The sequence below is a fragment of the Savagea serpentis genome (genome assembly GCF_015351395.1).
GTDB classification, from domain to species: Bacteria; Bacillota; Bacilli; order Bacillales_A; family Planococcaceae; genus Savagea; species Savagea serpentis.
Map to the genome: position 1 here is coordinate 935623 of NZ_JADKPV010000001.1, position 12616 is coordinate 948238.

Consider the following 12616-nt stretch of genomic DNA (forward strand, 5'->3'; position numbering starts at 1 on the left):
AGGTGCCTTATGAAACATACGATTGCCGATTTACACAAAAAACTTGCATCACAAGAACCTGCGATTCATACCGACTTTAAAGACGAGATGACGTATGGGGAATATTTAAATTTAGACAAAATTTTAACGAGTCAAAACCGACTATCCGATCACCACGATGAAATGTTATTTATCATCATTCATCAAGTGAGCGAACTATGGATGAAACTCGCCTTGCACGAAATGACGGCGGCGATTACGGCCATTGATCAAAATGAAATGAACACCGCATTCAAAATGCTCGCGCGTGTATCTAAAATTCAATCGCAAATTATTCAAGCGTGGGACGTGCTCGCGACGATGACACCGAGTGAGTATTTGGAGTTTCGCGATGACTTAGGAAAAGCGTCTGGTTTCCAATCGTATCAATACCGACTCATCGAATTCGCTCTCGGCTATAAGACGAAACATATTTTAAAAATTTATGAAAAAGATGCCGTCTTGCATGAATTTTTAACCGAAGCGATCAAGCAGCCGAGCATTTATGACGTATCGATTCGAGCGCTCGCACGCGCAGGATTTGAAATTAATGAACAATTGTTAGACCGTGATTTTTCCGTCACATATGGTGGTGACGAAACGGTGCGTCAAGCGTGGGAAACGGTGTATCGCAATGTCGACCAATATTGGGAGTTGTATCAGCTTGCCGAAAAACTCGTCGACGTGGAAGATTGGCTTCAACAGTGGCGGTTCCGTCATATGAAAACGGTCGAACGCATCATCGGTTTCAAACAAGGAACAGGTGGCTCAAGCGGGGTCAACTATTTACGCGAAGTGCTCGATCACCGCTTCTTCCCGGAACTTTGGGATTTGCGCACAACATTATAACGAAATCGAAAAGAAAGTCGCACGTTCGGCTTTCTTTTCACTCTACAAAGGGGTGGAATGTATGGAAAAAAGACAAGATCTTTGGTCATCAAAATTAGGGTTCATTTTATCAACAGCGGGAGCGGCAATCGGATTAGGAGCCATTTGGAAAACACCTTATGTGACAGGTATGAACGGCGGAGGGGCTTTCTTCCTCGTGTTCGTCATTTTAACATTGCTCATCGGGCTTCCGATGCTTTTATCCGAATTTATCATCGGTCGTTCAACAGGTAAAGAAGCGATCAGTGCTTACAAACAACTCGCACCTCGTTCATTATGGGTGTGGATCGGGCGCATCGGCGTCATCGGTTGTTTCTTACTATTATCGTTTTACAGTGTCGTCGGTGGATGGGTGCTCATTTATACGTTGAAATCACTCACAGGGGGCGTCATCGGAGAACAGGTGAACTATGTCGCTTTATTTGGTGAGACGATCAGCTCACCAAGCACGACATTACTCGGACTCGGCTTATTTATTGCGATTAACGTATTCGTCTTAGCAGGCGGTATTCAAGCAGGTATTGAACGCGCGAATAAAATTTTAATGCCTTTATTATTTCTTTTCTTTATCGCGATCGTCATTCGTAGCTTAACATTGCCTGGAGCGATGGAAGGGGTAAAATTCTTCTTAATGCCGAGCTTTGAAAATATGACGAGTCAAGCGTTCCTTTACGCGCTCGGACAATCGTTCTTCTCACTCGCTGTCGGATTTTCATGTATGGTTACGTACAGCAGTTATTTAAAAAAAGATGTCAGCCTCGTATCGAGTGCGAATTCAGTCGTTTGGATGAATATTTTCGTCTCTTTACTTGCGGGTCTCGCGATTTTCCCCGTCGTCTTTTCATTCGGTTTACAACCTGATGAAGGGCCAGGCTTACTATTTATGGTATTGCCAGAAGCGTTCGGACAGATGGCATTCGGTCAACTATTTTTAGCACTCTTTTTAATGTTATTTTTATTTGCGACTTTGACCTCTTCTTTCAGCTTATTCGAAATTATTATTGCAGCATTGACAGCGAGTGGCAAAAAGAGACGTGTTCCGACTACGTTAATGATTGGATTAATCGTCTTCATTGCGGCGATTCCTTCCGCCCTTTCTTCAAGTACGCTCGCGGACTTTTCAATTTTCAATCGCTCTGTTTTTGATTTAACTGACTTTGTCGTCAGTAATGTATTACTTCCACTCGGCAGCTTACTCATCGCTATCTTTATCGGATGGAAAATGAATAAAACACTCGTGAAAGAAGAATTTTTAACGGCGAATCGTCACGGCGAAGGATTGTTTCATGTTTGGTATTACGGCATGATGAAATTTTTCGTACCGATTGTCATTGCGATTGTGTTCGTCATTTCATTGAAAGGATGATTGGATGCGCTGGATTGATATTTCACAACCATTTCATAATAAAACGACGACATGGGAAGGGGACTTACCTTTCACATACACGCTCGCCTTTTCGAAAGAACAGACCGGCTCTGTCAACCTCGGCCGGATTGCAACGAGTGTGCATACGGGAACACATATCGATGCGCCGTTTCATTTCGATTCTTTAGGAGAAACGGTTGAGCAACTCGACGTCAATGAGTTTATCGGAGTTGCTCAAGTCGTTCACGTAATCGATGTACCCGTCATTGAACCAGAACATCTGACGCTGGACGAACGAGCGCAGTTCCTGTTACTACGCACGACGCAAACCGCTTCAACGACCGCGTTTCCGAAGCAGTATGCGACACTTTCGCCGCGGCTCGGTCCGTTCTTGAAAGACGCGAATATTTCACTCATCGGAGTCGACACACCGACGATTGACCCGGTCGATAGTAAAACGTTAGATGCGCACCATGCGTTGTACGCATCACGCATTCACATTTTAGAAAATATCGTCTTAGATGAAGCAGCGGAAGGATTGTACGACTGCATCGCCCTTCCCCTTCGCATCGATGGCGCAGACGGTAGCCCCGTCCGTGCTGTCATTCGGCCGATTGTATAAATAAGAAAAAACCGAACTTCATTCAGAAGCTTCGGTTTTTTTGCGTCCGGTGACGTAAAGGGCTAAGCCGATAAATAATGTCGCAAACGGATACGTGATCGGAACCCAAATGCTCGGCAATGTGTACGGTACGTTCGTCAAATAGCCGAGTTTTGTCGGATACAAATGCATCGCTCGAATGTACGCTGTCAATTCCGGTGTGCGTTCTGTAAAAGCGTACACCGCTTCTGAATTTTCCTCACCGCGCTTAATCACTGTATACGAACGTTCCTCATCAGGCACGCACCCTTCTAATTGCCCGAATTCATTCGTAATGAACAGCTCCGGCTCATTCAGTACGACGACAGTCCACGTCCCTTGCTTCTCTTGCATGCCGATTGTTCCGTAATACCGATCGAGCCCTTTTGCCTCGATCGCTACAGGAACCGTTTGAAATGTTTCAATGACTTCCCCGTCATAACGCAATGTCACATTCGCTAATCCTTTTTCGACACCCCACGGGTCGATATAACTCGGCATATTTTGAATTTGTTCTTCCATTTCAAATGGATGGTCTTCATAAGCGATCGCGGTATTCCCAATGTAGCGACCGTCTTCATACATGCCCCATCCTGCCTCTACAACGTAAAGCAATAATAAAGGTAAACTCATTATAATAAAAAATAACCCGATTTTTCGACGCATCGTATAATTTCTCCTCCAAAATTAAATATTCATCACAAACAACTCTTCTCATCATACTATATCTCTTTTTCCTTTTGATGAGATTTCAACAGAAGAACCTCTTCTTGCGTTAAGCAAATGACAACCTTTCCAAATCATATATGTTATACTATATTTTAATGAAAAATATACGGCGTGGGGTGTTTTCTCCACTTTTACGTTTAAATTCATATTTCAAAGGAGGAATTTCAAATGAAGTCATTTCGCTATTGGGATGAAGAGACGAAGCAAATGAGTGAAGAAGCAAAAGACGGTGCGATTGCGATGGAACGCTATCCGAAAAAAAGCGCTGACAATCAACCACTTTACGAACAAGACCTCGTACAACTCGTACAATATGACGGCTTACTACGCAATGAATACTTCGGTGTTTTGAAAAAGCAAAACGGTGCTTTCGTCGTTGAAGATTTAGGTGAAGGAATTGTCGAAATTAATGAAGAAAAAGCACATATATTCAAATTAGGAAATATTTTTGAAAATCCCGATATGATTAAAAATTTAAGGCGTTCAATCAGCGGCTACTACGGTTGCTAATCGATGAGTGTAGAAAGGGAAATCCCCCTTCCTACACTCATTTTAGTTGACGCAAACGAAGCATAGATTTATAGTAAGAAATATATGTAAGCGCTATCAAAAAGGGGGAATGAAGATGAAAAACTATCCACAACAACCACATGGGGGAACTTTAGTCAATCGGGTTTTGGAAGGAGACGCTCGTGAAGAAGCATTACAACGAGCGAAAGACCTCCCGACAATCGTCGTCGATTTGGAGGCAATCATCACACTTGAAATGATCGCGACAGGAGTACTGTCACCGAATGACGGCTTTATGGACGAAGCGAATTACAAATCGGTATTGAAAGAAGGACGTCTAACAGATGGCACCATTTGGCCGGTCCCACTCTCTTTCGCGCCGATTGGACAAATGAATGAAGAAGTCATTCGTTCACTCGCGGTTGGGGACGATGTCGTCTTAACCGACTATTATAAAAAGCCGATCGCGATTTTGCACGTGTCAGATATTTTTGAATACGATAAAGAAATGCGGGCCCATTATTTATTCAATACGACGGACCGCCATCATCCAGGAGTCGATTCGATTTACAGACGAATGGGTGACATCGCGGTTGGAGGACAAATTAGTTTATTGAACCGAGCAGATTGGGGACCGTTCGAAAAAATGAGACTCGAACCGAAAGATACGTGGAAACTGTTTTACGAAGAGCATAAATGGAAAACAGTCGGTGGCTTCATAACGGGTGCGAACCCGCTTCACCGCGGGCATGAATACATTCACAAAAATGCTTTAGAAGAATTGGACGGTGTGCTCATTCAGCCACTCGTTGAACTCGCCAAACGTGAATATACGCGACATGAATTCCGCATGCTCGCCTACCGCGCTGTTCTCGATACATACTATCCGAAAGAACGCGCACAACTCGCACCGCTCCGTGTGACGTATATTTTCGCTGGACCGCGTGAGACGATTTTACACGCACTTATCATGAAAAACTACGGCTGTACCCATGCGCTCATCGGTCGAGATCATGCAGGGGTTGGCGACTTCTACGACAAATATGAAAGCCACTCGATTTTCGATGAATATACACCGGAAGAATTAGGCATCGACGTCCGCCTCTTCCATGAAGTATTTTATTGCGCGCGTTGCAGCAACTTAGCGACAACCCAAACGTGTCCACACGACATTCGTTATCGCATTAACATTTCAGGTACAGGTGTGCGCGAACTACTGCGACACGGCATGATGCCACCGAAGGAAATCATTCGTCCAGAATCGGCACGCATTGCGATGCAAGGGGTGCAACCGAAAGGATTGGATGAGCACGGAGAATCGATTTCTCCTGTTTCTAAAACGATTAACAGCATCTTCCCTTATTATAGAACTTCACGCAGAATCGGTTATCATCCACGCAAAAATCCGATTACACGTGAATTGACGATTGAAGATTTAGAACTCGCTGTTCTCGATGCGCGCACACATGCTGCTTTAATTTATCGTGATATTTTCCGAGAGTTCAGTTATGTCACAGACCATAATCGAGACATTCAACCTTCTTGGATCACGGACAGTTATTTAGAAATGCATGCTCAACAAGACATGGTGCTGGATGACTTGCAAGAGAAACTCCATTTAGCAGAGGAAGAAACGAGCGATGAATTTATGTATCAAGATCGTAGTGAAGTCGAAAAAGAACTAGAAGCAGCCAAAACAGTGAAACGATACACACCTTATCCCGTCACACGCGACGCAATGGAACATACGACATGGAATCCACTTCCATATAAACGCTACCGTGGAGATGATGAATAGACAAAATAAAAAGAAGTTTGAGTCGTGATTTGCTCAAACTTCTTTTTACGTATTATACGGACTCATAAAGAATAGGCCTCCTTCTTTTGTTGTTGAAGATGTGCGATTAATGAACCGATCACGATGAACCCGACTCCTAAAACGAGCAGTTCCCACAAAATCGAATCTACATGAAAAATTAACTTCTCAATTGGAAGCGCTACCAATCCTGAGAAGAAAAAGACATAAAATACTTTGATTAACCAAATATGCTCTTCTTTACCAATTGCTTTGTAAAGAGACCACATTACTACCATCTCAACAAAGACGAGTACTGTTAAAATAAAGAACATCATTTTGCTCACCCCTTCTCATTTATTATCTATATTATACATGTTTTTTATTTGTCCATCATCCTTTTATCACATGTTCAATCTTTTTTATTGTCTTTTAAACATTTTTATTTACGAAATGCTCTACTATCTTATATAGTAAATATTAAACAATTATAAGAAAGGATGGTAGAAGATGGCTGAATTTGTGACGGTTACAAATTTTAATCATAATCGGTATTTGCTACAAAATAATTATTTAATATCTCTTTATTTAGAAGATTACGGATACCGTGTTTTACATATTAATGCGACAAATGAAACAGACGCGACTTTTCACATTCCGTACAATTACGCATTTGATACAACGACAGTGGATTCCGTCATTTCTAAAGAGCAACCGCTATCTTCCTTGTTTTTAAAAATGCGTGACACGCTCCACTATTTTCATTTACGCAAACAACTCTTGAATTTCGATGAACAAACAGAGGAACTTGGAAATAATGTAGGAACACCTTATCGATACGTCTTGCTACAAACAATCTTAGAACAGTTGGATGAAACATATGACTATATTATAATTGGAGTAAATGCCTCCGATGATTTATATGTAGGAAACGCTTTATTTGCCTCTACTCATGCACTTTCTATAATCGAACGAGATCGTTTAACAAAAGGAGCTCCGAGTCATTTTAATGCTATTTTCCATAATGTTCAAAAATTAAAAGTACAGCTCCAGTTACCACTTATAAAACGCAGACTCGCAATCGTACAACATCCCGAACGTCTAAAACAATTTTTAAACTATGAAAATGATGAACACTCCTTTCCTTTCACTCATCAATTATTCGCCTCATTTCGTTCTGAAATTCACGAAATGATTACTCAAAACATAGAAGAAATGGTTTTAAACGATTATAAAAAGGAATAAAAAGAAATTACCATGTCATAAGACCTGATTGTACCCTCTTTTGTTTATCATTTCATCTTTGTGGAATACATATACTAGATCGTTAATGATGAAGGAGGAATTATCAATGACAAAACGTATTGATGTAGAAAACGTAGTAAAAGCAAAAGAAGTAATTGATGAATTGGTGAGAGAAGGTACACCTCATGATCAAATTTATGTGTTTAGTCATCAAGAAGACCTCGAAGACAAAATGGCAGAATACTTCGGTACAGAAGAAGTAGGCATGAAAGAAGAAGGATTTGTTAACAAAATCAAAAACATCTTCTCTAAACGTGGCGATGAACTCCGTAGTCAATTCCAATCACTCGGCCTCTCAGAAGTGAGTGCCGCTGAAGCGGAAGAAGTATTAGACGATGGACGTCTTGTCATCGTTGTAACAAACGAATAATACACGTATCAAGTGATAAACGATTTTATCGTTTATCACTTTTTTATATGTAAACAGTGAATGAGAGGTACGTTAAAAGGTTTACCTTTCATTGCTGTGGATACAACGAAAGTTTTACTTTTTTTGTAATTCTACTACCGATGATTCATTTTATTCGAAAAAAGATTACAAAATGCACTGAATGGGAAAAGTAAAGCAACACCGAAAGAAAGGATGTGAGCGTATGTGGCATGTACAACAATTTCTCGAAAACCCTGTTTCCCCTCACTATGATTATGCAAAAATCAAGCGAATTCAGGCGATTACACCTGAATCACTAGATCAGGCAAAACGTGAATATTCACTCCCTCCCGAAAAAATAAAAGAAAGACCTGAACGCCACTCTTCCTTATCTACACAAACGATGTATATTTATCCTGTGAATTGGAAGCGCTAACATCCTTTCTTGACGTAAAAACGAGTAGGCCACAACAAAAGCCCCTTCCCAATATGGAAAAGAGCTTTCGTTCACTACTCGTTTTTCGTCTGTTTAATGAGAAGTTCTGAATAATCAGGGAGTCGCTTCTCCATTTCATATTTCGTTAATAGTGTCCACAGCGCCTTAAACCCAACATGTTGAAACAAAAGAGCGATCGTCTTCGGAGCGAGCCCTGCTTTTCTCAATTGCGCACGTGACGCTGTGAGATCGGTCGTCTTTTCCCCTGCAACTTCTTGCAAAGCGAGTGTTTCTTTCGTTTCATCTACGAATACTTGTAACGCATATGCGACAGATCCACCGACGATAAAATACGGTGATTCTTTTTTCAATTGCTGTTGTAACTCTTTCTTCGTCGTAATCATCATTTCTCTTCCTCTCGTTCATCCAACCAGAGCGTCATGCCGACATAACTCACTCCGACGAAAACCGCTCCGTACCAAAATAGTTCATCGAATTGACTCGCCATTCCGTAAGAAAGCAATAATCCTCCCGCAAAGCCGAGGATGAGTCCTCTTTTATTCATTCGTCACCTCAGCATAGGACGGAATGCCGTGTGAACTTTCCGCAAATCGAATCGCACGAGCGATCGCCACCTGCATCGCTTCCGCTGCTAAATTGCCAACGACGTCGATTGGCACTTTATGTTCGCCGGTACCGAGTGCGAAAATCGTATCGCCGTCCAACATCGTATGCGCAGGATAAATCGAACGCGCGATGCCATTTTGCGCAATTTGTGCAATTTTTTGCGCTTCTGCTTTCGTCATCTTCACATTCGCTGCGACGACTCCAATTGTCGTATTCCCTCCAGGTAATGCTTCAATATGTGGATGCTCTTTCAAATAAGCGATGCTATCGATGCGCTCATTCGTCTCAGGATGACGCGCACTCGCCAAAATCGTCCCGTCTATATCCCGCACTTCTCCGACCGCATTCACCGCAACGATGGCACCGACGACGATGCCACCCGGCAATGTGATCGATGCGCTACCGAGCCCGCCTTTCATCGCTTGCTTCGGACCGAGCAATTTACCAACAGTCGCCCCGCATCCTGCTCCGACATTGCCATACGGAAACGGCTCTTTTGATGCACGACGCGCTGCTTCGTAGCCCATTTCAGCTGTCGGTCGCACAGATGGGTCACCGAGTGCTAAATCGAACAAGACCGCTTGCGGAACGATTGGCACTTTCGCCACACCGACATCGAGTCCGATATTTTGCTCTTCTAAATAACGCATGACACCATCTGCTGCCGCAAGTCCGAATGCGCTGCCACCACTTAAAACGACCGCATGTACTTCATTCACTAAATTAATCGGGTCTAATAAATCTGTCTCCCGCGTTCCCGGTGCTGAGCCGCGCACATCTACACCGGCCACCGCTCCTTGTGGCGTCAAAATAACGGTACACCCGGTTGGCGCTTCACGATTTTCCACATGCCCAACGTCAATGCCTGGAACATCGATAATGGAATCCATGTCACTCACTCCTTTTTCTTTTTAGTTTACCATAAAGTATTGCAATTCGTGTGTGTAACGTGTATAGTACGAACAGGTGCCAAAACCTCGTGATGTTTTACATCACACTAGATCGGCACGTTCACGCACGGATTGCGAGTGCTGATCTATTTTTTAGAGCGGGAGATGAGCCCCGCTCTTTTTATTTTGCCTTCAAACGAAAAAACGCCTCATAAAGAGACATTTAGCCATTCACTGCGATCAGCAGTCCTTCTATCATCATTAAACTAATAGTCAAGATACACTAAAATTACTACCTCTGTCGTTACGTACCATGTCACCGATTAACCAATCCTTTTAACGCTTCATCATGGGCTTCCATTTCTTTTTCTAACACTTCGAAAAAATCAACGGGGACACCTTCTGGTAATTCAACCATCGTTGGAGCTTTTTTAACAAGCAACTGATCGTTTTTCAGTTCCACTATAACGTCGTCGCCTTTTTTAACGCCTAACGCTTCTAACATGTTAGTCGGAACAGTTAATCCTAATGAATTGCCAACCTGGGTAATTTTTCTTTCAATCCCTTTAACTTTTACCATATCACTCACCTCTTTTATGTTTATTAACGTTATAACAATTATAATATACTCCGTCTGCTTTTTCTCGAATTTCAAACGCATCGACATAGGAGCGCAGGTATTCACTTTTTCTTAACACGATGAAAAAAGCTTCTGACTTTCGCCAAAAGCTTCCCTCTTTATTATTCTGCTAAATCTTGCGGGAAATTCATCTCGTTGAAGACGTCTCCACCTTGTTCTTTCAGTTGAATCTTTGTCGAAATATCATTGCCTGTCTTCCCATCAAATGCTTGATACATCGTGGTCGTAATGCCCAATCCTAAAATGACGAATGAATCTAAACTGTTGATGAAATTTTCTTCTGAGGAAACTTCAACAACGACATTCGTCATCTCTTGATTCACTCCTATCGTTTCAATCGAAGCGAATTCGGATAAATCCATCGCTTTAAAGTTTTCGTGCATTTCTTTTAAAATTTGCTGTTGATCTTCTTTTTTCAACTCGAATGTCACCGTACCGTCTTCGTTATCGACAACACTTTCCGCTTTCATCTCTTCTGCTGCTAACCATTCATCGACGGACTCTCCACCGAGTGTTTCTTTCGTCAATGTCACATTTACCGTCTGCTGGCTACAAGCACTTAAAACGAAAACGAGTAAAAGGATGACGATGGACCATTGTTTTTTCAATTGATGCCTACTTTCTACATCTCCTTATTTTTGAACGACCAGTCCGACTAAATCAATCGTAATGCTCGGCTCATAAGGGATGTCTTGTTGTACGTTCCACGTCAGTGGTGTCATTTGCACGAGTGCTTGCCACTCTTGTTCTGTCAATGTGACCGAATACGTCCACTGGAACTCTTTTACTATATCATAGCGCACTTCCATTAAACGACGTGTTTTTTCATTATTGTATGTCGCGCGTTCATCCGATGCTTCATACACCGCTTCTCGTAGTTCACGTAAATAATACGTATTCGGAATAATTTTCACTAAATACCCACCCGCTTTTAACACGCGGTCGAACTCATCATAATTAGCAGGTGAAAGCATGTTTAAAATGACATCGAACGTTTCATCTTGAAAAGCGAGATTCGCTAAATCATTGACGAACCATGTCGCATCGCTATATTGCTTCGCCGCTTGTTGGACACCATCTTTCGCAAGATCGATGCCGATCGCTTGAACATTCGGCACACGCTGCAACACTTGATACAATTGCGACCCTTCGCCACTCCCTGCATCGAGCAACTTTCCCCGTTCTTGACCAATTTCTCGTAACCAGGAAGCGAGCGCTTCATGAACGGGTGCATATAAATCGAGGTCGACGATAATTCGTTCACGCGCTTCAAATAATGCTTTCGAATAATCGTTCATCGGCTGCCCGTTAAACAAATACGCATAACCTTGTTTCGCAAGATCAAACGTATGCCCGTTCTCACATCGAAACGTTTCTTGTTCGAAATGTAAGTCTGTATGACAATGCGGGCATCGGAAACAATTGCCCCACTGTTCGATTCGACTTGCCGCTTGTTGTTTTTTACTTCGCATCATTCACTAATCCTCTTTCCGTTAATCACGGTATTTTTTCATGTAAGATAAATGGTGTTTCGCATTCGGGTCGTCAAGGATGAGGGACGCATGCAAAATGGTACCGCGCACCGCCACTTGCATCATATGCTCATTCCCTGGATTGACGAAGTTGTACGTCGCCCCTCCTGGATACTCATCGACGTAAATCGCACCGTTATGAGAAGCGATAAATCGTTCTAACAACTCTTCTTTCATCGGTGATTCAAAGGCGATTCCGTATGCTTTGTCGCCGTCTGACTCAAAAGTTAACACCCCTTCATCAAACGTCACTTGATACATCGGAAACGTTTCATACCCTGCGGACATTCCACCGTCTGCTGTTTTCACGACGTGTGGATATTTTTGTTGGATGGACTCAAACGAATCGCCAAATGCGACATCAGCGATACGCATCGTACCGTCCGCGTTGGAATAAAGCGGATCTTCTTTCATCGCTTCTTCTAATTGTTCCTCATACTGCGCAACTTTCGCCTCTTCTCCTTTAGCGACGTCGCCTCGAATCGATTCGAGAACAGAAGCAGCTTCTTCATAAGCCCCTTCTGCGATGAGTGCGTCAATATTCGACCAAGCCGCATGCAAGCTTTGTTTCTGCTCTTCTATTTTTTTCATTTGAATTTCAAATGCAGCTTGCACGGAACCATCTGCTTCACTCATCTTGTCACGTAATGCTTGCAAAGCGACCACTGCTTGTTCAGGCGACTGTTCTTCAATTTTCTTTAACTCTTTCGCCCACTCCGCTTCCTCTCCTTTTAACTGTTCACTTGCCGTCTTCCAGTCCCCTTGTTCGATCGCTTGTAAGCCTTCTTCTGAACTCGCTCCAGAACAAGCCGTCAACAAAAAAACAACGCTCATCATTGCGAGTACTCGTTTCACCACCGGTCCGCTCCT

Annotated in this window: 17 protein-coding genes; 8 read left to right on the forward strand and 9 right to left on the reverse strand. The window is 42.7% G+C overall.

Annotated elements, in window-relative coordinates:
- Positions 1-9 precede the first annotated feature (9 nt).
- The 3 genes from kynA (at position 10) to kynB (ending at position 2894) form a co-directional block, all read left to right on the forward strand.
- On the forward strand, positions 10-867 hold the full coding sequence (gene kynA / locus IRY55_RS04870; protein ID WP_194562117.1) for a tryptophan 2,3-dioxygenase: 858 nt from the start codon (positions 10-12) through the stop codon (positions 865-867).
- Between the two features lie 61 nt (positions 868-928).
- Positions 929-2272 carry a sodium-dependent transporter gene (locus tag IRY55_RS04875; RefSeq protein ID WP_194562118.1) on the forward strand — a complete coding sequence of 448 codons (1344 nt, stop codon included), beginning with the start codon at positions 929-931 and terminating at the stop codon, positions 2270-2272.
- 4 nt (positions 2273-2276) lie between these two features.
- Positions 2277-2894 carry an arylformamidase gene (kynB, locus tag IRY55_RS04880; protein ID WP_194562119.1) on the forward strand — a complete coding sequence of 206 codons (618 nt, stop codon included), beginning with the start codon at positions 2277-2279 and terminating at the stop codon, positions 2892-2894.
- A gap of 18 nt (positions 2895-2912) precedes the next feature.
- Here kynB and IRY55_RS04885 read toward each other — a convergent pair whose 3' ends face one another.
- Complete coding sequence (locus tag IRY55_RS04885; protein WP_194562120.1) at positions 2913-3578, reverse strand: hypothetical protein; 666 nt, start codon at positions 3576-3578, stop codon at positions 2913-2915.
- 231 nt (positions 3579-3809) lie between these two features.
- Between IRY55_RS04885 and IRY55_RS04890 the strand changes: the two genes are divergently transcribed.
- Positions 3810-4151, forward strand: coding sequence for a hypothetical protein (locus IRY55_RS04890; RefSeq protein ID WP_194562121.1), 342 nt, complete (start codon positions 3810-3812; stop codon positions 4149-4151).
- Positions 4152-4266: 115 nt separating this feature from the next.
- Positions 4267-5949 carry a sulfate adenylyltransferase gene (locus tag IRY55_RS04895; protein WP_235961015.1) on the forward strand — a complete coding sequence of 561 codons (1683 nt, stop codon included), beginning with the start codon at positions 4267-4269 and terminating at the stop codon, positions 5947-5949.
- 62 nt (positions 5950-6011) lie between these two features.
- On the opposite strand, the gene IRY55_RS04900 is transcribed toward IRY55_RS04895, so the two are convergent.
- Complete coding sequence (locus IRY55_RS04900) at positions 6012-6284, reverse strand: hypothetical protein (protein ID WP_194562123.1); 273 nt, start codon at positions 6282-6284, stop codon at positions 6012-6014.
- A gap of 172 nt (positions 6285-6456) precedes the next feature.
- Here IRY55_RS04900 and IRY55_RS04905 point away from each other — a divergent pair, with 172 nt between their 5' ends.
- The 3 genes from IRY55_RS04905 (at position 6457) to IRY55_RS04915 (ending at position 8057) form a co-directional block, all read left to right on the forward strand.
- On the forward strand, positions 6457-7191 hold the full coding sequence (locus tag IRY55_RS04905) for an AAA family ATPase (RefSeq protein ID WP_194562124.1): 735 nt from the start codon (positions 6457-6459) through the stop codon (positions 7189-7191).
- 106 nt (positions 7192-7297) lie between these two features.
- Complete coding sequence (locus IRY55_RS04910) at positions 7298-7621, forward strand: general stress protein (protein WP_194562125.1); 324 nt, start codon at positions 7298-7300, stop codon at positions 7619-7621.
- 223 nt (positions 7622-7844) lie between these two features.
- Complete coding sequence (locus IRY55_RS04915; RefSeq protein ID WP_194562126.1) at positions 7845-8057, forward strand: hypothetical protein; 213 nt, start codon at positions 7845-7847, stop codon at positions 8055-8057.
- 74 nt (positions 8058-8131) lie between these two features.
- On the opposite strand, the gene IRY55_RS04920 is transcribed toward IRY55_RS04915, so the two are convergent.
- The 7 genes from IRY55_RS04920 to IRY55_RS04950 all read right to left on the reverse strand — a co-directional run bounded on the left by IRY55_RS04920 (position 8132) and on the right by IRY55_RS04950 (position 12604).
- A complete protein-coding gene (locus IRY55_RS04920; RefSeq protein WP_194562127.1) occupies positions 8132-8461 on the reverse strand; it encodes a hypothetical protein in 330 nt (109 codons plus the stop codon).
- On the reverse strand, positions 8461-8622 hold the full coding sequence (locus tag IRY55_RS04925) for a hypothetical protein (protein ID WP_194562128.1): 162 nt from the start codon (positions 8620-8622) through the stop codon (positions 8461-8463). The genes IRY55_RS04920 and IRY55_RS04925 overlap by 1 nt, the downstream gene beginning before the upstream one ends.
- Positions 8615-9574 (reverse strand): P1 family peptidase, encoded by a 960-nt coding sequence (locus tag IRY55_RS04930; protein ID WP_194562129.1) that lies wholly within the window; start codon positions 9572-9574, stop codon positions 8615-8617. The genes IRY55_RS04925 and IRY55_RS04930 overlap by 8 nt, the downstream gene beginning before the upstream one ends.
- 316 nt (positions 9575-9890) lie before the next feature.
- Positions 9891-10154, reverse strand: a complete 264-nt coding sequence (locus tag IRY55_RS04935; protein WP_194562130.1) for an AbrB/MazE/SpoVT family DNA-binding domain-containing protein — start codon at positions 10152-10154, stop codon at positions 9891-9893.
- 161 nt (positions 10155-10315) lie between these two features.
- Complete coding sequence (locus tag IRY55_RS04940; protein ID WP_194562131.1) at positions 10316-10822, reverse strand: hypothetical protein; 507 nt, start codon at positions 10820-10822, stop codon at positions 10316-10318.
- Between the two features lie 24 nt (positions 10823-10846).
- Positions 10847-11689, reverse strand: a complete 843-nt coding sequence (locus IRY55_RS04945) for a putative RNA methyltransferase (RefSeq protein ID WP_194562132.1) — start codon at positions 11687-11689, stop codon at positions 10847-10849.
- Between the two features lie 18 nt (positions 11690-11707).
- Entirely contained in the window at positions 11708-12604 is an 897-nt protein-coding gene (locus IRY55_RS04950; RefSeq protein WP_194562133.1) for a hypothetical protein, read from the reverse strand.
- Positions 12605-12616: the final 12 nt, after the last annotated feature.

Excerpts from the sequence above, each read along its gene's own strand:
- kynA (WP_194562117.1), top strand. The coding sequence starts at position 10 with ATGAAACATACGATTGCCGATTTACACAAAAAACTTGCATCACAAGAA.
- IRY55_RS04875 (WP_194562118.1), top strand. The coding sequence starts at position 929 with ATGGAAAAAAGACAAGATCTTTGGTCATCAAAATTAGGGTTCATTTTA.
- kynB (WP_194562119.1), top strand. The coding sequence starts at position 2,277 with ATGCGCTGGATTGATATTTCACAACCATTTCATAATAAAACGACGACA.
- IRY55_RS04885 (WP_194562120.1), bottom strand. The coding sequence starts at position 3,578 with ATGCGTCGAAAAATCGGGTTATTTTTTATTATAATGAGTTTACCTTTA.
- IRY55_RS04890 (WP_194562121.1), top strand. The coding sequence starts at position 3,810 with ATGAAGTCATTTCGCTATTGGGATGAAGAGACGAAGCAAATGAGTGAA.
- IRY55_RS04895 (WP_235961015.1), top strand. The coding sequence starts at position 4,267 with ATGAAAAACTATCCACAACAACCACATGGGGGAACTTTAGTCAATCGG.
- IRY55_RS04900 (WP_194562123.1), bottom strand. The coding sequence starts at position 6,284 with ATGATGTTCTTTATTTTAACAGTACTCGTCTTTGTTGAGATGGTAGTA.
- IRY55_RS04905 (WP_194562124.1), top strand. The coding sequence starts at position 6,457 with ATGGCTGAATTTGTGACGGTTACAAATTTTAATCATAATCGGTATTTG.
- IRY55_RS04910 (WP_194562125.1), top strand. The coding sequence starts at position 7,298 with ATGACAAAACGTATTGATGTAGAAAACGTAGTAAAAGCAAAAGAAGTA.
- IRY55_RS04915 (WP_194562126.1), top strand. The coding sequence starts at position 7,845 with ATGTGGCATGTACAACAATTTCTCGAAAACCCTGTTTCCCCTCACTAT.
- IRY55_RS04920 (WP_194562127.1), bottom strand. The coding sequence starts at position 8,461 with ATGATTACGACGAAGAAAGAGTTACAACAGCAATTGAAAAAAGAATCA.
- IRY55_RS04925 (WP_194562128.1), bottom strand. The coding sequence starts at position 8,622 with ATGAATAAAAGAGGACTCATCCTCGGCTTTGCGGGAGGATTATTGCTT.
- IRY55_RS04930 (WP_194562129.1), bottom strand. The coding sequence starts at position 9,574 with ATGGATTCCATTATCGATGTTCCAGGCATTGACGTTGGGCATGTGGAA.
- IRY55_RS04935 (WP_194562130.1), bottom strand. The coding sequence starts at position 10,154 with ATGGTAAAAGTTAAAGGGATTGAAAGAAAAATTACCCAGGTTGGCAAT.
- IRY55_RS04945 (WP_194562132.1), bottom strand. The coding sequence starts at position 11,689 with ATGATGCGAAGTAAAAAACAACAAGCGGCAAGTCGAATCGAACAGTGG.